Below are 17,910 nucleotides of genomic sequence, written 5' to 3'. Positions count from 1 at the left end.
TCGGGAGACCGGCGCACATTTAACGAACAGACGTTACTTATTCAGCAATACAAGTTTACGTTAACAGGTCAGGAGCATAATCATGGCTGTACAGCAAAACCGTAAGACCCGTTCCAAGCGTGGCATGCGCCGTTCACACGACGCCCTGAGCGCCGCTGCTCTGAGCACCGATGCGACTACTGGTGAAGTTCATCGTCGTCACCACGTGTCTCCGGACGGCTTCTACCGCGGCAAGCAGGTAATCGAAGCACGCGACGAGTAAACTCGTTGCCGCTATGCACCGTCCCGAGTCGGATGGCAGAACGGTGAAGCCGGTCACCATCACGATTGATGCAATGAGTGGCGACCGCGGCGCTGCTGTCGTGGTTGCCGCATCGCTGCGGGCGGTGCGTGAAAACGAAGCCTTGAGCATCGTTCTGGTGGGAATCCGGAGCGAGCTCGAGGCTTTGTTGCGTGAGGGGCACGCCCGAATTCGCATTGTCGAGGCGGCAGACGTTGTTCGGATGAACGAGCGCCCCTCCCACGCTCTCCGCCACAAGAAAAACTCTTCCATGGCCATCGCCCTGAGTCTTGTCCGCGATGGCGAGGCCCAGGGCTGCGTCAGTGCCGGTAACACCGGTGCATTGATGGCGTTCGGGCGCACCATTATCCGCATGTATCCGGGTATCGAGCGCCCGGCTATTGCCAAACTGATTCCCTCGCTCAGGGGGCGCTGTCACGTCCTTGATCTCGGCGCCAATGTCGACTCAACCGCCGAGAATCTCTATCAGTATGCCCTGATGGGGTCCCTGATGGCCTCTGCGATCTGCAGCCAGGCGGAACCAAGGGTCGCTCTTCTGAACGTCGGTGAGGAAGAGATAAAGGGCAATGAACAGGTGCGGCTGGCGTCTCATATGCTGGCCCAGTGCGATACCATCAACTACATCGGTTATGTGGAAGGTAGCGATCTGTTCCGGGACGTCGCCGATGTGGTCGTCTGTGATGGCTTTGTCGGCAATATAGCCCTGAAAACCGGCGAGGGTGTTGCCGGTCTCCTCATAGAGCTGATGGAACAGGCCTTCACACGAAATCTCTACGGCCGACTGGTCGGCCTGCTGGCCCGTCCGATTATCGGTCGGCTTCTGCAATTGATGGATCCTTCCCGACACAACGGTGCCAGTTTGCTCGGTCTCCAGGGCGTGGTGATCAAAAGTCATGGCAACGCCAATGAGCGGGCCATGTTGTCGGCCATTCGACAGGCCGTTCGGGAAGTTGAGCTGGAAGTACCCCGCCGTATCAACGAGCGTCTCGACGATCTCATGCTTTGAGTGCCTGAGACTAAAGTCTGTCCCGGTTTGGCCACGCATTCGCGGATAATTGGCCTAACTTGTACTATTGGCTAATCTCACGTAACCACCCAATGACGATAAGATCCCGCTTATGAAATCAGCCTTTATTTTTCCAGGACAAGGGTCGCAATCGGTGGGCATGCTTTCGGCTGCCGCTGAAGCCTGGCCCATCATCGACAGAACCTTTTCCGAAGCCTCCAATGTTCTCGGCTATGACCTCTGGGATCTCTGCCAGAAGGGGCCGGCGGAGGAATTGAATAAAACCATGGTGACGCAGCCTGCGCTCCTGACGGCCAGTATTGCCCTCTGGCGGCAGTGGTTTGTTGCCGGCGGTTCTTCTCCCGATTTTCTCGCCGGTCACAGTCTGGGAGAGTACAGCGCCCTGGTGGCGGCAGAGAGCCTCGATTTTGTTGAAGCGGTCAAGCTGGTTCGCCTGCGTGGTGAGCTCATGCAGGACGCTGTGCCGGCTGGAGAAGGGAAGATGGCAGCCATCCTTGGTCTTGAGGATGATGCCGTTGTGGCAGCCTGTCAGGATGCGGCACAGGGCGATGTGGTATCTGCGGTAAACTTCAATGCCCCTGGTCAGGTGGTTATTGCTGGCTCGGCAGCCGCAGTTGAACGGGCTATTGAAGCCTGCAAGGAAAAAGGCGCGAAGAAGGCCATGCCATTGCCTGTAAGCGTGCCATCGCATTGCGCACTTATGAAAGGCGCCGCGGAGGAGCTGGCGAAAGCGTTGGAGGATGTTCGCTTTAATGATGCTGTCATCCCGGTTATACAAAATGTTAACGCTGCCGCCGAGACCGAATCCGCTACACTGAAGGCCAACCTTCTCAAGCAGCTTTATTCTCCGGTGCTCTGGACGGACTCTGTGCGTGCCCTCGTTTCCAATGATGTCGAAGTTGCAGTCGAGTGCGGCACTGGAAAAGTTTTGGCAGGGCTGGCCAAACGTATCGACCGGGCTTTGGCCGTTCACAGTATCGAAGACCCGGATTCGCTGGCGAAGGCGCTGGACGCTTTCGGTCAGTCCTGAAACGAAAGGGAGTTATTCATGTCTCTGGAAGGTAAAACCGCACTGGTCACCGGTGCTACCCGCGGTATTGGTCAGGCCATTGCCCGTGCGCTGGCCGCGCAGGGTGCCGAAGTTGTCGGAACAGCAACCAGTGAAGCCGGTGCAGAATCCATCACCAACGATCTCCAGTCGGCCGGTTACAAGGGTTACGGCATGGTCATGAACGTTGCAGACCCTGCCAGCATTGAAGCCGGTTTGAAGGCGCTGACGGAGAAATCGGGGGCGCCCCTGATTCTGGTCAACAATGCCGGCATTACCCGTGATAACCTCCTGATGCGGTTGAAAGATGATGACTGGGCCTCGGTTCTGGAAACCAATCTGTCCAGCGTCTATCGGACCAGCAAGGCTGTGCTTCGTGGCATGGCCAAGGCCAAATGGGGCCGGATTATCAATATCAGCTCCGTGGTTGCCGGTATGGGCAATGCGGGGCAGGGCAATTACTGCGCCGCCAAGGCCGGGGTTGAAGGGTTTACCCGAAGCCTGGCCAAGGAAATGTCGAACCGCGGTATCACTGCAAATTGCGTGGCTCCCGGATTTATTGACACGGATATGACAAAAAAACTGGACGACAAGCAGCGTGGGGCTATGCTGGAAATCATACCCGCGGGTCGTCTGGGTGAGCCGGAAGAAGTGGCAGCCGTGGTTGCCTTCCTGGCATCAGATGCAGCCGGATACGTGACGGGTGAAACCATCAACGTGAACGGCGGAATGTACATGGGATAAGCCCCTTTCGGGGTCTGTGCGCAACCCCTTGTCGCACAACATGTTTATCAGAATCCCTGCTTGTTTGCAGGTAGGGTTTAAACTAAACTGGCAGCACTAGAGTTGCTTGGTTGACACACAAAGTGAGGACATTATGAGTACAGTTGAAGAGCGCGTGAAGAAGATCGTTTGTGAACAGTTGGGCGTTAAAGAGTCCGAAGTTCAGAACTCATCTTCTTTTGTAGAGGATCTTGGCGCTGACTCACTGGACACCGTTGAGCTGGTTATGGCGCTGGAAGAGGAATTTGAAACCGAGATTCCAGATGAGGAAGCCGAGAAGCTGGCCAGTGTTCAGGACGCGATCGACTATATCGTCGCGCACACCTGATACTCTGCAATTAAGTAAGCCAGGCAAAAAGCCGTCCTTGTGAAACATCGAGGGACGGCTTTTTTATTGGCTGAATATCAGCTTCAATCTGCGTTCAGATTCATTCGGACAAGTTCAGGTGCAACAGGTTATGGCTAAACGGCGAGTTGTCATTACAGGTATGGGCATGCTGTCTCCAGTCGGCAATAGTGTGGCGTCGTCCTGGGAAGCTATTCAGGCTGGCCGGAGCGGGATTGGTATGATCGACCGCTTTGACGCGTCTGCCTATAACACAAGGATTGGAGGGGCTATCCGGGATCTGGATATGGAGTCCTATCTCTCCCCCAAGGACGCCAGAAAGCTCGATGCGTTTATTCGCTATGGCCTGATTGCCGCCCAGCAGGCGGTGGACGACAGTGGCCTGGAATCGTTCGACAGACTTGACCGGGACCGCGTGGGTATTGCGATTGGCTCCGGCATCGGTGGCCTTGAGTACATTGAGAAAAGCGTTCTCACCATGGGCAAGTCCGGGCCCCGCAAGGTTTCTCCGTTTTTCGTGCCGGCGTCTGTCGTCAACATGATTTCCGGTAATGCAGCGATCCGCTTCGGCTATCGCGGTCCCAACATCGCCATTGTTACCGCCTGCACAACCGGAACCCATAATATCGGATACGCAGCCCGAACTATTGCCTACGGTGATGCAGAGGTCATGCTTGCCGGTGGCTCGGAAATGGCGACCACGCGGACCGGAATGGCTGCCTTTTCAGCCGCCCGCGCGCTGTCGACCCGAAACGATGAACCGGAAAAGGCCAGTCGGCCGTGGGATAAAGATCGCGATGGCTTTGTGCTCAGCGATGGCGCCGGTGTCGTTGTGCTTGAAGAGCTTGAACACGCAAAGGAGCGGGGCGCCACCATATACGGTGAAGTTGTCGGTTTTGGTATGAGCGACGACGCCCACCACATTACAGCGCCGCCCGAAGATGGCGAGGGCGCCGCCCGATCCATGGCGAACGCAGTTCGTGATGCTGGCCTTGATCTGGAAGAAATCGACTACATCAACGCCCATGGAACCTCCACCCAGGTTGGTGACGTGGCCGAAGTGGCTGCAGTTCGTCGGGTGTTCGGCGCGCATGCCGAAAAGCTGGCCATGAGCAGCACCAAGTCCATGACAGGTCACCTGCTTGGAGCTGCTGGTGCTGTGGAAGCGATCTTCTCGGTTCTGGCCATTCGGGATGGGGTCCTGCCGCCCACCATCAATCTGGACAATCCGGATGAGGGTTGCGATCTGGACCTTGTGGCACACACGAGCCGTAAGGCGGATGTGCGGGTAGCCCTATCCAACTCCTTCGGGTTCGGTGGTACCAACGGCACCCTGATTTTCCGTCGCTACGAAGGCTGACCCCCGCCGTGTTTCGTCTTTTCTGGGCTGACGACGGTGGCTTGCCCGCCAATGACCGCGGTTTGGCCTACGGCGACGGGCTGTTTGAAACGATCCGCATGGTTGAGCAGAAAGGAGTCCTGCTTTCGCGACACCTTGAGCGCATGGTTCGTGATGCCGGTCGGTTGGGCATCGAGGTTTCGCGAAGGGATCTGGCGAACGTTTGTGTCCAGGCGGCGCAGCGCTTTGCCGGTCGATTCAGGGGGGAAGGCTGGATTCTCAAACTGACCCTGACCAGGGGCAGCGGTGGGCGGGGTTACCGGCCTGCTCCCGGGATGGAGCCAAACCTGCTGGTGTCGGCTTCACCGTTGCCTCCGATGCCGGATATTGCCGGAGAGGCCGTTGACTTCTCGAAAGTCCCCCTGTCTGTTAATCCTGTCTTGGCAGGTATCAAGTCTCTGAACCGGATCGAGCAGGTATTGGCCGCCGCTGAACTGGGGCCATCCCTTTTCGAGGTCATCATGGCTGATCACGGCGGCAATCTGGTGGAGGGTACCCGCACCAATCTTCTGCTCCGGCAAAGCGATGGCTGGGTGACACCGCCGGCATCCAGCCTTGCGGTTGCCGGCGTTCTCAGGCAATGGGTGCTTGAACGGCTGAGGCAACAGGGGGAAAGGGTGTCGGAGCGTCCGGTTGCTGTAGACGATGTCCTCGGTCCGGATTGCCATGGGCTATTTCTTCTGAATAGCGTTCTTGGGTTTGTTCCGGTTCGCACTATTGCCGGTCATGATTTGCCTGTCGATGGTGGACTTGCGACAATCTTCAATCCTCTCGAAACACTGGAATAAATCGTTTGTTCAAGAAGTTATTGCTTGCGTGTGTTTGTGCTGCTGTCCTGATCTCAGCGGGAACCGGTCTGTGGGTGTGGCAAGGCTTGAAAGGCCTTGAAAAGCCAGTCGAGTTCGAAGAGCCGCTGCTTTTTCAGGTTCCCCAGGGTGCGTCTTTCACGGAAGTGGCGGGTCGCCTTGAAGATGAAGGATTGGTCTCGGACCGGCTGTGGCTCAGGCTATATGGTCGCCTTGACCCTGGGCAGACCCGGATCAAGGCTGGCGAGTATGAATTCCTTGATGGCATGAGTCCCGTCGACATGATTGGCATCATGGTCTCCGGCGATACCAAGCACTGGTATGTGCAATTTATCGAGGGATGGACTTTTCAGGATATGAGGGCAGCACTGGCAAACGCCGAGCGATTGCAAAAGCTCACAGGCGAGTGGTCCAGTGAAAAGATCATGGCGGCTGTCGGTGCGGAAGGGGAGCATCCTGAGGGGCGGTTTTTCCCGGATACCTACGCCTTTACCAGCACCGAGTCCGATCTGGATCTTCTGAGGCGTGCCTTCAGCCGTATGGAATCAGTGCTGGCTGAGGAGTGGGCAGCACGGGAAGATGGGTTGCCCTATGAAAACCCCTATGAAGCTCTGATCATGGCCTCTATTGTGGAGCGCGAAACTGGCGCCCCGGAAGAGCGCGACCAGGTTGCAGGGGTATTTGTTCGCCGCCTCCAGAAGGGAATGCGCCTGCAAACCGATCCCACGGTTATTTATGGTATGGGCGATAGTTATCAGGGCCGTATCGGCCGTAAGGATCTGCGCACCTACACGCCCTACAACACATACAGAATCAATGGACTGCCCCCAACGCCCATCGCCCTGCCTGGCCGTGAATCCATTCACGCGACCCTGCATCCGGATGATGGAGATGCGCTCTATTTCGTTGCCCGTGGCGATGGTACCCACAAATTTTCACGCACACTGGCGGAACACCAGAAGGCTGTGCGTGAGTTTCAGCTTAACCGACGTGAGGATTACCGCTCCTCGGTTAAGCAGGGTGGAGAATGAGCATGAGAGGGCAATTCATTACGTTTGAAGGTACAGAAGGCGTTGGCAAGTCCACTCAGTTGGCGAATGCCGCCAGTACCCTCGAGAACCTCGGTGTGGATGTGTTGGTAACCCGTGAGCCTGGCGGCACCCCCATGGCCGAGCACATTCGCGAGCTGCTGCTGGCAACCCGGGATGAGGTGGTTCACGAAACCACGGAACTGCTGTTGATGTTTGCAGCCCGCGCCCAGCACTTACATACGAGAATCCTGCCGGCACTCGACGCTGGTCAGTGGGTGCTGTGCGACCGGTTCACCGATGCCACATTTGCCTATCAGGGAGGTGGGCGCGGTGTGTCGCAGGAGCGGATTGCATTGCTGGAAAACCTGGTTCAGGGTAACGTCCGTCCTGATCACGTGATATTGTTCGATGCGCCAGTGGAAACCGGAATGGCCAGAGCAAGGCGTCGGGGTGAACTGGACCGGTTTGAGCAGGAAGATCTGGAGTTTTTTCAGCGAATCAGAAATACCTACCTCGACCGTGCCAATGAGGCCCCGGATAGATATCATATTATCAACGCGGCGCGCCCACTGAATCAGGTTTCCGAGGAGGTTGTCCAGCTGCTTACCGGTTTATTGAGCCCGACTGGTCATGGCTGAGGCCAGCTTGGTAGTTTTGGAGGTTTAGCCTTCATTCGTGCACTTTTTGTAAGGTTCTGCTTTAATTGATGTACATTCTCAATTAAAGACTGGCAGTCTTGATGGTCGACGCAAAACTTCTAAAACTCCCCAGCGCAGCGCATCAGCACCGCCACGAACATCATCAGATCGTGATCGGTGTCAGAGGGGAAGCCGAACTGAGTGTCGACGGGACAGGGGCTCGTCTGGATACCTGGAGAGCCTGTTTCGTGCCCACGGAAGCCCAGCACGATTTTTGTGGCAGTCACTCCAACCATGTTCTGGTCATTAATCTTGATCCACTGACTCCCGCGTTTAACACTCCGGCCCATGCGGATTACGAGCGGATGATGCGAGTCTTTGAGAAGCCGCGCACCCTGCAAATGGACAGTCGTTTGCAGGGCTTTGTCCAGTTCACCGCTACCGAATTTGATCGCGCGCCAGAGAACGCAACGCTCCAGCAGCACCTGGCTACCAGTATTCTCTACTGCATGGCCGACAGGATAGCCGGCGGGCAGACGCAATCTCCCGATCGGAACCCCGTAAGCCCGGAAGTCGTTCGATCGTACATCCTCAATAACCTGCACCGAAAAATCACCGTTGAGGAAATGGCGGGGAAGGCCTGTCTCAGTGTCAGCCGCTTTCACGAGGTATTCAGGGATGCCGCTGGTATAACGCCCCATCAATTCCTTCTTCAGACGCGTCTGGAGCAGGCCTCTGAACTTCTTGTCTCAACGTCACTCTCGGTATCTGAAATCAGTTACAGAACCGGCTTCTCATCTCAGAGCGCTTTGACCAACGCGTTACGAAAATACAAGGGAACCACGCCGTCCAGGCTACAGGCGGGTGCTTACGCTGCCTGATTCCGTGTTCTGAGCCCTACAACCGTAGGATTGTGCAAAAGAATCGTAGGATTTCGTAAGCCTGGCGTCCGTAGTAATACTAACTTATAGCGGTTGGGAGCCTGGCTTGAATGGCTGACTGCATTGGCGTCAAGAACCCGAGATGAGGATCACGCCGCGCAGGTGAGTCACTGAACAATCCCGTTCCGATAAGGAACAATTTTCGTGTGAACAAGAAGAACAGTGCAGCGCGTTGTCGGCAGGTCAGTTCTGTGCTTCGCGAGCGAACCTGATTCCGACTCATTAAACCGGAGGAGCCCTATGGCTATTGGTGTTTGGATAAGTCTCTTTGCATATTTTGCGCTCATGATTGCCATTGGCATATTCGCGATGCGCAGATCTACCTCATCATCTGAGGATTACATGCTAGGCGGACGGGCGCTCAGTCCGAAAGTGGCCGCCCTTTCGGCGGGTGCCTCGGATATGAGTGGTTGGCTGCTTCTGGGTCTTCCCGGAGCTTTGTATGTATCTGGCCTGGGTTCCGCGTGGATCGGTATTGGCCTCTTTGTCGGTGCGTTTTTCAACTGGACGCTGGTTGCACCGCGCCTTCGGGAACAGACGGTTCACTATGGGAATGCCATTACCATTCCGTCTTTCCTTGCTAACCGCTTCCCGACTCAGGCGTTATCGCTGAGAACGGTATCCGCTATCGTTATCGTCATCTTTTTTGCGGTTTACACTGCGTCCGGTCTGGTTGCTGGCGGCAAACTGTTTGAAAGTGCGTTTTCCGGTATTTTCAACTTTGGTGGCTTGAGTGATTACGCGGTGGGTATTGTCATTACGCTGGGCGTGGTGCTGGCCTACACCGTTGTGGGTGGTTTCCTGGCAGTAAGCATGACGGACTTCGTGCAGGGCTGCATCATGATGCTGGCACTGGTGATCATGCCCGCGGTTGTGCTATTCGGAGAAGGCGGTGGCGGTTTTGGCCAGGCTGCTGAAACTCTGAACTCGGTCGATCCCACGCTTCTGTCATGGACGGAAGGCCTGACCTTCATCGGTTGGTTGTCTGCGGTTACCTGGGGCCTGGGGTATTTCGGTCAGCCTCACATTATCGTGCGCTTTATGGCCATCCGTACCCTGAAGGATGTTCCGATTGCCCGTAATATTGGCATGGGCTGGATGGGTATCTCCCTGATTGGTGCGATCTCGCTGGGTGTTTTCGGCCGGGCGTATGCCGTTCGTAACGGTATGGATATTGCGGATCCGGAAACGATCTTCATCATTCTGTCCGATCTGCTGTTCCATCCGCTGATCACCGGTTTCCTGTATGCAGCTCTGCTTGCGGCAGTTATGAGCACCATCTCGAGTCAGTTGCTGGTGTCTTCATCTTCTTTGACTGAAGATTTCTATCGACTGTTCCTGCGCAAGGAAGCAACCGATAAGGAGTGCGTCAATATTGGCCGGGTGTGTGTGGTGCTGGTTGGCCTGGTTGCCGCGGTCATTGCATCCGATCCGAATTCACAGGTTCTGGCCCTTGTCAGTAATGCCTGGGCCGGCTTCGGTGCAGCTTTTGGTCCGCTGATTATCCTGTCGCTGATGTGGCCGCGCACGAATGGTGCCGGTGCCATTGCTGGCATGGTAGTGGGTGCAGCTACGGTTATGATCTGGATTTCTCTGGGTTGGAACGGTGAGTTTATGGGTGGTCCTGGTGTTTATGAGATCATTCCTGGCTTTATTGCTGCTTTCATCGCCATTGTTGCGGTGAGTATGGCTACCGAAGACGCAAACGAGTATCAGCACATTACACGCTAGGGCGCTAGCAGCTGGGCGCCGGAACTTCAGGTTTGGCGCTTATGCGAGTCGTGCTGATGTCAACAAACCCTCGCCTCAAGGGCGGGGGTTTGTTGTATCTGACGCCGGAGGCCTGTTGGTGGAAGCTGGAATGACTTAGACCATAGGCGATGGTTCATGATTTGAGCTGGTAGATCTCTGTCCGAGCCGCTACATTAATTAAGGTCAGATTCCAGCTTGAGAAAACAATAATCGCGAAAGGACAAAGGGTTATGAGAAACAATCGATATCTGAAATCAACACTGAGCCTGCTTGCGGCGGCTATGGTTTCTTTTTCCTCGGGGGTGCACGCCGAGGGTAATTATGTAATGGGCACTGCGACTACGGGTGGCACCTACTATCCGGTTGGCGTCGCTATTTCCACGTTGGTTAAGGTAAAACTGGAACCAACGACCAATATTTCCGTGTCCGCCATCAGTTCAGCCGGATCAGGCGAAAATCTGAAGTTGATGGACGAGGGGCAGATCCAGTTCGGTATTTTGCAGGGGCTATACGGCGCCTACGCCTGGAACGGCACAGGGCCAGTACCACAGGCCTATAAAAATCTGCGCTCGGTTTCCATGCTTTGGCAGAACGTTGAGCATTTTGTGGTCCGTAACAACGTGGTTGAGACCGGTACTATTTCGGATATGACCAACCTTTACGATGAGAGCTTCTCTATTGGAGCCCGGAATTCCGGTACTGAAGGTTCCGGTCGTTTTATCCTGGGCAAGGTCGGAATTGATCTGGAGCAGGTGGACATCGCCTATCTCGGCTATGGTCCCAGCGCTGACGCCATGCAGAATGGAAACATCGATGGTATGAACATTCCGGCCGGTGTCCCCGCATCTGCGGTTACCCGTGCCTACGCCAACCTCGGTGGCGAAATAACAACACTGGACTTTACCGAGGCGCAGCTGGCCGAGGTGAACAGTGATTTTGAGCTCTGGACGCCCTACCTGATCCCGGCTGGTACCTATCCGAACCAGGACAAGGACATCAATACTATCGCCCAGCCGAACATCATGGCGGCCCGAGCGGATGTCCCGGAAGAGGACGTGTATCAAATCACCAAGACAATTTATGCCAACCTGGCGTTTCTGAATAACATTCATCCGGCAACCAAGGCCATGGCGCTGGAGAAAGCGATTGCCGGTCTGCCGATGCCGCTGCATCCCGGGGCTGCGCGTTTTTACCGTGAGCAGGGAATTGAGATTCCAGAACGGCTGATTGCGGAGTAGTTGTGGCAGACCAATCAACAGGCGGGCCTCTCAGCGAGGTCCGTGATGAAAGTGCCAGCGAAGCTGGCGAACGCCTTGATCACCGGCTCTTCGGGCCGGTGATTTTTGGCCTCGCGATTCTCACCTCACTGATACACCTCTATTTCAACACGGTTTCTACGCTGTCAGAGCTCTGGACCTCAGCTTTGCACTTTGGTCTTTTCGGACTGATCTGTGCGTTGACCACCCCCATGTTCAAGGCTCGCTCAGTGGCTGGTAAGCGGGCTGTGCTTGGCATCGATGTTTTTCTTGGTCTGGCGGCGATGGCCTGTGCCGCTTACCTGATTCTGTTCGAGAACGCGCTCTATGAGCGAGGCGTTAATTTCAGTACCGGTGACTGGATCGTCTCGATTGCAGCGGTATTGCTGATCCTTGAATTTGGCCGCAGAACAGTGGGTTGGTTTATCCCGGTACTGTGCATTCTGGCGTTATCCTATGTCGCCTGGTGGGGCCAGTATGTTGACGGCATTTTTAATTTCCCGGGGCTCACCTGGGAGACTGTGCTGTTTCGCTCCTACATTGGCGGGCAGGGTATGCTTGGGTCGATTGCCCGGATCTCCTGGACCTATGTCTTCATGTTTATTCTGTTTGGGGCCTTCCTGGTAAAGTCCGGTGCCGGAGACTTTATCATTGAGCTTGCTCGCTGCGCTGCGGGGCGCTTCGTTGGCGGCCCGGGATTCGTTGCCGTATTTTCTTCAGGACTGATGGGTTCGGTGTCTGGCTCAAGTGTCGCTAATACTGTATCTACCGGTGTGATCACGATTCCGCTGATGCGTAAGGCCGGTTTCCCTGCCCGTTTTGCTGCAGGGGTTGAGGCAGCGGCCTCGACGGGTGGTCAGCTGATGCCACCGGTGATGGGCGCGGGGGCCTTTATTATGGCCTCTTATACGCAGGTGTCCTATCTCACGATCATTTCTGTCGCCGCATTGCCGGCGCTGCTCTACTTCCTTTCGGTGGCCATGTTTGTCCGTATTGAAGCCAAACGCAGCCACGCCACCCGGCTGGAGGATGCTGAAGCGCCTACGTTGAAAGAGGTGCTGAAAGATGGCTGGCATTTTCTGATGCCCTTGGTGGTGTTGGTTGCAGCGCTGGTTTATGGATTCACGCCTACCTACGCGGCCGGAATAGCCATCCTCTCCGTGATCGTCGCCTCGTGGCTGTCGAAGCATCCCATGGGGCCTCGGGACATTCTGGACGCCCTGGTGATGGGTGCCCGCAATATCACCACAACAGCGATTCTGCTGATCACTGTGGGGCTGATAGTGATGGTGGTGTCCACTACCGGGATCGGCAATACTTTTTCAATCATGATTACTGACTGGGCCGGTGGCAGCCTGTTGATCACCATCCTGCTGGTCGCCCTGGCGTCGCTCATCCTTGGTATGGGCCTGCCGGTAACGGCAGCTTATATCGTGCTCGCCACACTCTCCGCGCCGGCTATCTACAACCTGATTGCACAGAGTCAGCTGCTGGACCTGCTTGTGAGTGGCAACCTCCCGGAGCAGGCCAAGTCCATCTTCATGCTGGTAGCACCCGATAAAATGGAGTTGCTGAATGCGCCCATGGACACGGCTACGGCGCAGCAACTGCTGGCCTCCGTTCCGGACACCTTCAGCAGTCAGCTGCTTGAGCAGGCACTGTCACCGGCAACCCTGTCGATAACCCTGGTGGCGGCGCATATGGTGATCTTCTGGTTATCCCAGGACTCCAACGTGACACCGCCGGTCTGTCTCACGGCCTTCGCCGCGGCGGCGATTGCCGGCACACCACAGATGCGGACCGGCTTTACCGCCTGGAAGTTGGCCAAGGGCCTTTACATAGTGCCGCTACTGTTCGCCTACTCACCGTTGATTACCGGGAACTTCACCGAAATGATTCAGGTGTTCTGCTTCGCGTTATTCGGCGTTTACGCCATCGTAGCGGGGCTTGAAGGATACCTTGAGCATCCGCTGAATCCAGTGGTGCGTCTGCTGATGTTCCCCATCGGTTTGTTGATGCTCTGGCCCCATGGCCAGGTGCTGCTGGATGGCGCTGGCCTGGTGATCTTTGTCTTTGCGTTCGTGTGGAGTAGCCGCCAGGGCCGCCGGATGGCCACGCCAGCAGCTGCATGACAGGACCCTGACGATGACACTGTTTGAGATCCTGGCTCTGTTAGCGCTGGGTGGCATTGCCGGCTTCATTAACGTGTTGTCCGCGGGAGGGTCCATGCTGACCCTCCCGTTGCTTATGTTCCTGGGGTTGCCGCCGCAGGTGGCCAACGGTACCAATCGGGTGGCCATTACGTTGCAGAGCATCACTGCGGTGGGCAGTTTCTACCGCATGGGGCATGGCAACCTGATGGTCAGTCTGCACCTTGCTGTGCCGGCAATTCTCGGTTCGCTCCTGGGCGCCTGGGTTGCGACCTGGGTGTCAGACGCGGTGTTCGAGGTCGTCCTGGTGTCGGCCATGATCGGTGCCTCGGTATTCATGCTGTTACCTCAGCCCTCACTGAATACCCGCCCCCTGACCACAGACCGGCTGAGTCCGGGCATCTACCTGGCGATGTTTGTGGTTGGCATGTACGGCGGGTTTATACAGGTCGGCGTTGGTGTGCTGTTCATCGTGGTGCTTTACCACATGCTGAAAATCGACCTGAGGCAGGTGAACGTGCTCAAGGTTTCCATCGTGCTGCCCTTTACCTTTGCCGCGCTGGTGGTATTCGCTATCAACGATCAGGTGCGCTGGAGTGTCGGGCTGACCCTGGCTCTTGGCAATGTCACCGGTGCCTTTATAGCAACCCGGGTAAACATGAGCAAGCAGGGCGCGCGCTGGGTCAAGGGAATAACCCTGATAATGGTGGCGGCTATTCTGGTTCGACTGATCCTGTACTGATCATGATTTGAGGAGGTATAGAAAAAATGAAAGCAATGGTCATTGAAGAGTTTGGCGGGCCGGATGTGTTCGTTGAGCGGGAAGTGGACACACCAGAGCCTGATGAAGGTCAGGTTCGCATCAGGGTGGTGGCTTCCAGTGTGAACCCGCTCGAAACCAAAATTCGTTCAGGGCTGGTGAAAACCGGCCCGGCAATGCCCGCGATCCTGAATGGTGACGTCTCGGGAGTGGTGGATAAGGTTGGCCCCGGTGTGGCCGGCTTTGCCGAAGGCGATGAAGTGTTTGGATGCGCCGGTGGCGTCGGGGGCTGGCAGGGCGCGCTGGCAGATTTCATGATCGCCGATGTTCGATTGCTGGGTAAGCGTACTCCGGCCATGGAATTGCCTCTGGCTGATTGTGCGGCATTGCCGCTGGTGTTCCTGACTGCCTGGAGCGCCCTGGTCGATCGGGCGGGGATTCAGCCCGGTGAGCATGTGCTGATTCATGCCGGCACCGGTGGCGTCGGCCACGTTGCCATCCAGATTGCCAAATACCTGGGTGCCCGGGTCGCCACCACCGTCTCAAACGAAGCGAAAGCGGAGCAGGCGCGGGCACTGGGTGCCGACGACATTATCTTTTACCGGGATGAGTCGGTAGAGGACTACAAGCAGCGCCTGACAAACGGCAAGGGCTTCAGCCTGGTGTTCGATACCGTCGGTGGTGGAAACGTGGACAAGTCCATTGAGGCCGCGGCAGTGAATGGTCGCCTGTGCTCAATCAATACCCGGTCAACCCATGATCTCAGTCAGATGCACGCCAAGAGTCTGACCCTGCACGTGATCTTCCGTTCGATTTCGCTATTACACGGGATCGGCATGGACGATCAGCCACGATTGGTGAAGGCATTGTGTGACATGCTGGAGCAGGGCAAGGTCAAACCGTTGCTGGATACTCAACGCTACAAGTTCACCCAGATCAGTGACGCGCATCGTCGTATTGAGTCGGGTGAGGCTGTCGGCAAAATCCTGCTTGAGCGATAAGCTTTTCGGGGCATAAAAAAACGCCAGCCCGAGGGCTGGCGTTTTTCGTGGAGATTACCGTAAAGGCTTGATGCTCAGGCGACATTCGCCTCAGCAGCCTTCTTGGTGTAGTTCTCCATCTGGTCGAAGTTGAGATACTTGTAGATCTCTTTCGACATGCTGTTCAGGTCCTTCGCGTACTCCATGTACTCCGCAGGGGAGGGGAGTTTGCCCAGAACCGCACCCACAGCCGCCAGTTCCGCAGACGTCAGGTACACGTTGGCACCATCGCCGAGGCGGTTCGGGAAGTTACGGGTGGAAGTGGACAGTACCGTCGACTTCGGAGCTACGCGTGCCTGGTTACCCATGCACAGGGAGCAGCCCGGCATCTCGGTGCGAACACCGGCGGTGCCGTAGGTGTTGAAGTAACCTTCTTCCATCAGCTGCGCCTGATCCATCTTGGTCGGCGGCGACATCCACAGACGCGTGCTCAGCGGGCCTTTGTGCTGCTCAAGCAGTTTGCCGGCGGCGCGGAAGTGACCGATGTTGGTCATGCAGGAGCCAATGAATACTTCGTCAACCTTGTCGCCAGCCACTTCGGACAGGAACTTGGCATCGTCCGGATCATTCGGGCAGCATACGATCGGCTCTTTGATGTCAGCCAGATCGATTTCGATGACGTGTGCATACTCGGCATCTTTGTCGGCACGCATGAGCTTCGGATCAGCCAGCCACTCTTCCATCTGCTGGGCACGACGCTCCAGGGTACGCGGATCGCCGTAACCCTCGGCAATCATCCAGCGCAACATGGTGATGTTGGAACGCAGGTACTCGGCCACGGAGTCTTCAGACAGGTTGATGGTACAACCCGCGGCGGAACGCTCGGCGGAAGCGTCAGACAACTCGAACGCCTGCTCAACGGTCAGGTGCTCAAGGCCTTCAATTTCCAGGATGCGGCCGGAGAATTCGTTGATCTTGCCTTTCTTCTCAACGGTCAGCATGCCTTGCTTGATGCCGTACAGCGGGATGGCGTGTACCAGATCGCGCAGGGTGATGCCGGGCTGCATTTCGCCCTTGAAGCGAACCAGAACGGATTCCGGCATGTCCAGAGGCATAACGCCGGTCGCCGCGGCAAACGCTACCAGACCGGAACCGGCGGGGAAGGAGATGCCCATCGGGAAACGGGTGTGGGAGTCACCACCGGTGCCCACGGTGTCCGGCAGCAGCATGCGGTTCAGCCAGGAGTGGATGATGCCGTCGCCCGGGCGCAGTGAAACACCGCCGCGGGTACGGATAAAGTCCGGCATGGTGTGCTGCATTTCCACGTCAACCGGCTTCGGGTAGGCAGCGGTGTGGCAGAAAGACTGCATAACCAGGTCAGCCTGGAAGCCAAGACACGCCAAGTCTTTGAGTTCGTCCCGGGTCATCGGACCGGTGGTGTCCTGGGAGCCTACGGTGGTCATGTGCGGCTCGCAGTAGGTGTTCGGACGAACGCCTTTGCCTTCTTCCAGGCCACAGGCCTTGCCAACCATCTTCTGGGCCAGGGTGAAGCCTTTGGTGCCGGCTTCGGGATCTTTTGGCAAGCGGAACAGGTCGGTCGCGCCCATGCCCAGTGCTGTGCGGGCCTTGGCAGTCAGGCCACGGCCGATGATCAGCGGGATACGGCCGCCGGCCTGAACTTCGTCCAGGATCACATCAGACTTGAACTTGAACTCGGAGATAGTCTCGCCGGCCTCGTTCAGGATCTTGCCGTCATACGGGCGGATCTCGATAACATCGCCCATGTTCATGTCGTCGACGGGGGCTTCGAACACCAGGGCACCGGCATCTTCCATGGTGTTGAAGAAGATGGGAGCGACCTTGTTACCGATGCAGACACCGCCGGCACGCTTGTTCGGCACGCCCGGAATGTCGTCACCGAAGAACCACAGAACGGAGTTGGTGGCCGACTTACGGGAGGAACCGGTACCGACAACATCACCTACGAAGGCTACAGGCAGGCCTTTGGACTTGATCTCGTCGATCTGGCTCATGGGACCGGTAACGCCGGGCTCTTCCGGCTTCAGGCCGTCGCGTTCCATTTTGTAGGCAGCGCGGGCATGCAGCGGGATGTCCGGACGGGACCAGGCATCCGGAGCCGGAGACAGGTCGTCGGTGTTGGTTTCGCCAGTGACCTTGAACACCACCATCTTGGTGCTCTCTGGTACCTTCTTCTTATTGGTGAACCACTCGCCGTTGGCCCAGGATTCGATAACTGCCTTGGCAACCGGATTGCCAGCGTCCATCTTTTCCTTCACGTCGTTGAAGGCGTCGAACATCAGCAGGGTGCGCTTCAGCTGCTCACCGGCCAGCTCAGCCAGCTCGGAGTCGTCCAGAAGATCAACCAGGGTCGCAATGTTATAGCCACCCTGCATCATGCCCAGCAGCTTGACTGCTGTCGGCTTGTCCAGCAGCGGAGAGGAGGCTTCGCCTTTTACGATAGCAGTCAGGAACGCGGCCTTTACGTAGGCGGCTTCGTCGACACCCGGCGGTACGCGGTTTTCCAGGAGATACACCAGGGTGTCTTCCTCGCCGGCCGGCGGGTTTTTCAGCAGATCGACCAGAGCAGCAGTCTGCTCGGCGTTCAGGGGCTTGGGAGGAATACCCAGGGCTTCACGTTCGGCAACGTGTTCACGATAGGCTTCTAACACGA

The 17,910-nt window shown here is 56.7% G+C and carries 16 protein-coding genes; 15 read left to right on the top strand and 1 reads right to left on the bottom strand.

The features are described 5' to 3' along the window. Window positions 1-82 precede the first annotated feature (82 nt). The 15 genes from rpmF (at window position 83) to AC13E3_RS20610 (ending at window position 15,239) form a co-directional block, all read left to right on the top strand. Entirely contained in the window at window positions 83-262 is a 180-nt protein-coding gene (rpmF, locus tag AC13E3_RS20680) for a 50S ribosomal protein L32 (protein ID WP_008174968.1), read from the top strand. Between the two features lie 43 nt (window positions 263-305). Next, window positions 306-1,307, top strand: coding sequence for a phosphate acyltransferase PlsX (gene plsX / locus AC13E3_RS20675; RefSeq protein ID WP_014577545.1), 1,002 nt, complete (start codon window positions 306-308; stop codon window positions 1,305-1,307). A 112-nt stretch (window positions 1,308-1,419) separates the two neighbouring features. Then, window positions 1,420-2,358: an ACP S-malonyltransferase gene (gene fabD / locus AC13E3_RS20670; protein WP_039882075.1), complete on the top strand. Its 939-nt coding sequence runs from the start codon at window positions 1,420-1,422 to the stop codon at window positions 2,356-2,358. An 18-nt stretch (window positions 2,359-2,376) separates the two neighbouring features. Further along, window positions 2,377-3,120: a 3-oxoacyl-ACP reductase FabG gene (gene fabG / locus AC13E3_RS20665; protein WP_092029904.1), complete on the top strand. Its 744-nt coding sequence runs from the start codon at window positions 2,377-2,379 to the stop codon at window positions 3,118-3,120. Window positions 3,121-3,253: 133 nt separating this feature from the next. After that, window positions 3,254-3,487 (top strand): acyl carrier protein, encoded by a 234-nt coding sequence (gene acpP / locus AC13E3_RS20660; protein ID WP_012136033.1) that lies wholly within the window; start codon window positions 3,254-3,256, stop codon window positions 3,485-3,487. A 130-nt stretch (window positions 3,488-3,617) separates the two neighbouring features. Next, window positions 3,618-4,865 (top strand): beta-ketoacyl-ACP synthase II, encoded by a 1,248-nt coding sequence (gene fabF, locus AC13E3_RS20655; protein WP_482902456.1) that lies wholly within the window; start codon window positions 3,618-3,620, stop codon window positions 4,863-4,865. Between the two features lie 8 nt (window positions 4,866-4,873). After that, window positions 4,874-5,692 carry an aminotransferase class IV gene (locus AC13E3_RS20650; RefSeq protein WP_008174980.1) on the top strand — a complete coding sequence of 273 codons (819 nt, stop codon included), beginning with the start codon at window positions 4,874-4,876 and terminating at the stop codon, window positions 5,690-5,692. Between the two features lie 5 nt (window positions 5,693-5,697). After that, window positions 5,698-6,741, top strand: a complete 1,044-nt coding sequence (mltG, locus tag AC13E3_RS20645; protein WP_008174981.1) for an endolytic transglycosylase MltG — start codon at window positions 5,698-5,700, stop codon at window positions 6,739-6,741. Continuing rightward, window positions 6,738-7,379 (top strand): dTMP kinase, encoded by a 642-nt coding sequence (gene tmk, locus AC13E3_RS20640; RefSeq protein ID WP_039882076.1) that lies wholly within the window; start codon window positions 6,738-6,740, stop codon window positions 7,377-7,379. The genes mltG and tmk overlap by 4 nt, the downstream gene beginning before the upstream one ends. Before the next feature lie 101 nt (window positions 7,380-7,480). Beyond that, complete coding sequence (locus tag AC13E3_RS20635; protein ID WP_008174983.1) at window positions 7,481-8,260, top strand: helix-turn-helix domain-containing protein; 780 nt, start codon at window positions 7,481-7,483, stop codon at window positions 8,258-8,260. A gap of 300 nt (window positions 8,261-8,560) precedes the next feature. After that, complete coding sequence (putP, locus tag AC13E3_RS20630) at window positions 8,561-10,051, top strand: sodium/proline symporter PutP (RefSeq protein ID WP_008174984.1); 1,491 nt, start codon at window positions 8,561-8,563, stop codon at window positions 10,049-10,051. A gap of 251 nt (window positions 10,052-10,302) precedes the next feature. Beyond that, on the top strand, window positions 10,303-11,310 hold the full coding sequence (locus AC13E3_RS20625; protein ID WP_008174985.1) for a TAXI family TRAP transporter solute-binding subunit: 1,008 nt from the start codon (window positions 10,303-10,305) through the stop codon (window positions 11,308-11,310). A 2-nt stretch (window positions 11,311-11,312) separates the two neighbouring features. Continuing rightward, window positions 11,313-13,460 (top strand): TRAP transporter permease, encoded by a 2,148-nt coding sequence (locus tag AC13E3_RS20620; protein WP_008174987.1) that lies wholly within the window; start codon window positions 11,313-11,315, stop codon window positions 13,458-13,460. 13 nt (window positions 13,461-13,473) lie between these two features. Further along, the gene (locus tag AC13E3_RS20615; protein WP_008174989.1) at window positions 13,474-14,220 is read left to right on the top strand and encodes a sulfite exporter TauE/SafE family protein; all 747 of its coding nucleotides are present in this window, start codon (window positions 13,474-13,476) and stop codon (window positions 14,218-14,220) included. 26 nt (window positions 14,221-14,246) lie between these two features. Beyond that, window positions 14,247-15,239, top strand: a complete 993-nt coding sequence (locus AC13E3_RS20610; RefSeq protein WP_008174991.1) for a zinc-dependent alcohol dehydrogenase family protein — start codon at window positions 14,247-14,249, stop codon at window positions 15,237-15,239. 74 nt (window positions 15,240-15,313) lie between these two features. On the opposite strand, the gene AC13E3_RS20605 is transcribed toward AC13E3_RS20610, so the two are convergent. After that, window positions 15,314-17,908: a bifunctional aconitate hydratase 2/2-methylisocitrate dehydratase gene (locus AC13E3_RS20605; RefSeq protein ID WP_008174993.1), complete on the bottom strand. Its 2,595-nt coding sequence runs from the start codon at window positions 17,906-17,908 to the stop codon at window positions 15,314-15,316. Window positions 17,909-17,910 lie beyond the last annotated feature (2 nt).

The organism is Marinobacter sp. L-80, from assembly GCF_056859395.1.
This window is presented reverse-complemented; position numbering and strand designations above follow the sequence as displayed.

Coding starts and splice junctions, on each gene's coding strand:
- rpmF (WP_008174968.1), top strand. CDS start 83: ATGGCTGTACAGCAAAACCGTAAGACCCGTTCCAAGCGTGGCATGCGC.
- fabD (WP_039882075.1), top strand. CDS start 1,420: ATGAAATCAGCCTTTATTTTTCCAGGACAAGGGTCGCAATCGGTGGGC.
- fabG (WP_092029904.1), top strand. CDS start 2,377: ATGTCTCTGGAAGGTAAAACCGCACTGGTCACCGGTGCTACCCGCGGT.
- acpP (WP_012136033.1), top strand. CDS start 3,254: ATGAGTACAGTTGAAGAGCGCGTGAAGAAGATCGTTTGTGAACAGTTG.
- fabF (WP_482902456.1), top strand. CDS start 3,618: ATGGCTAAACGGCGAGTTGTCATTACAGGTATGGGCATGCTGTCTCCA.
- tmk (WP_039882076.1), top strand. CDS start 6,738: ATGAGCATGAGAGGGCAATTCATTACGTTTGAAGGTACAGAAGGCGTT.
- AC13E3_RS20635 (WP_008174983.1), top strand. CDS start 7,481: ATGGTCGACGCAAAACTTCTAAAACTCCCCAGCGCAGCGCATCAGCAC.
- putP (WP_008174984.1), top strand. CDS start 8,561: ATGGCTATTGGTGTTTGGATAAGTCTCTTTGCATATTTTGCGCTCATG.
- AC13E3_RS20625 (WP_008174985.1), top strand. CDS start 10,303: ATGAGAAACAATCGATATCTGAAATCAACACTGAGCCTGCTTGCGGCG.
- AC13E3_RS20615 (WP_008174989.1), top strand. CDS start 13,474: ATGACACTGTTTGAGATCCTGGCTCTGTTAGCGCTGGGTGGCATTGCC.
- AC13E3_RS20610 (WP_008174991.1), top strand. CDS start 14,247: ATGAAAGCAATGGTCATTGAAGAGTTTGGCGGGCCGGATGTGTTCGTT.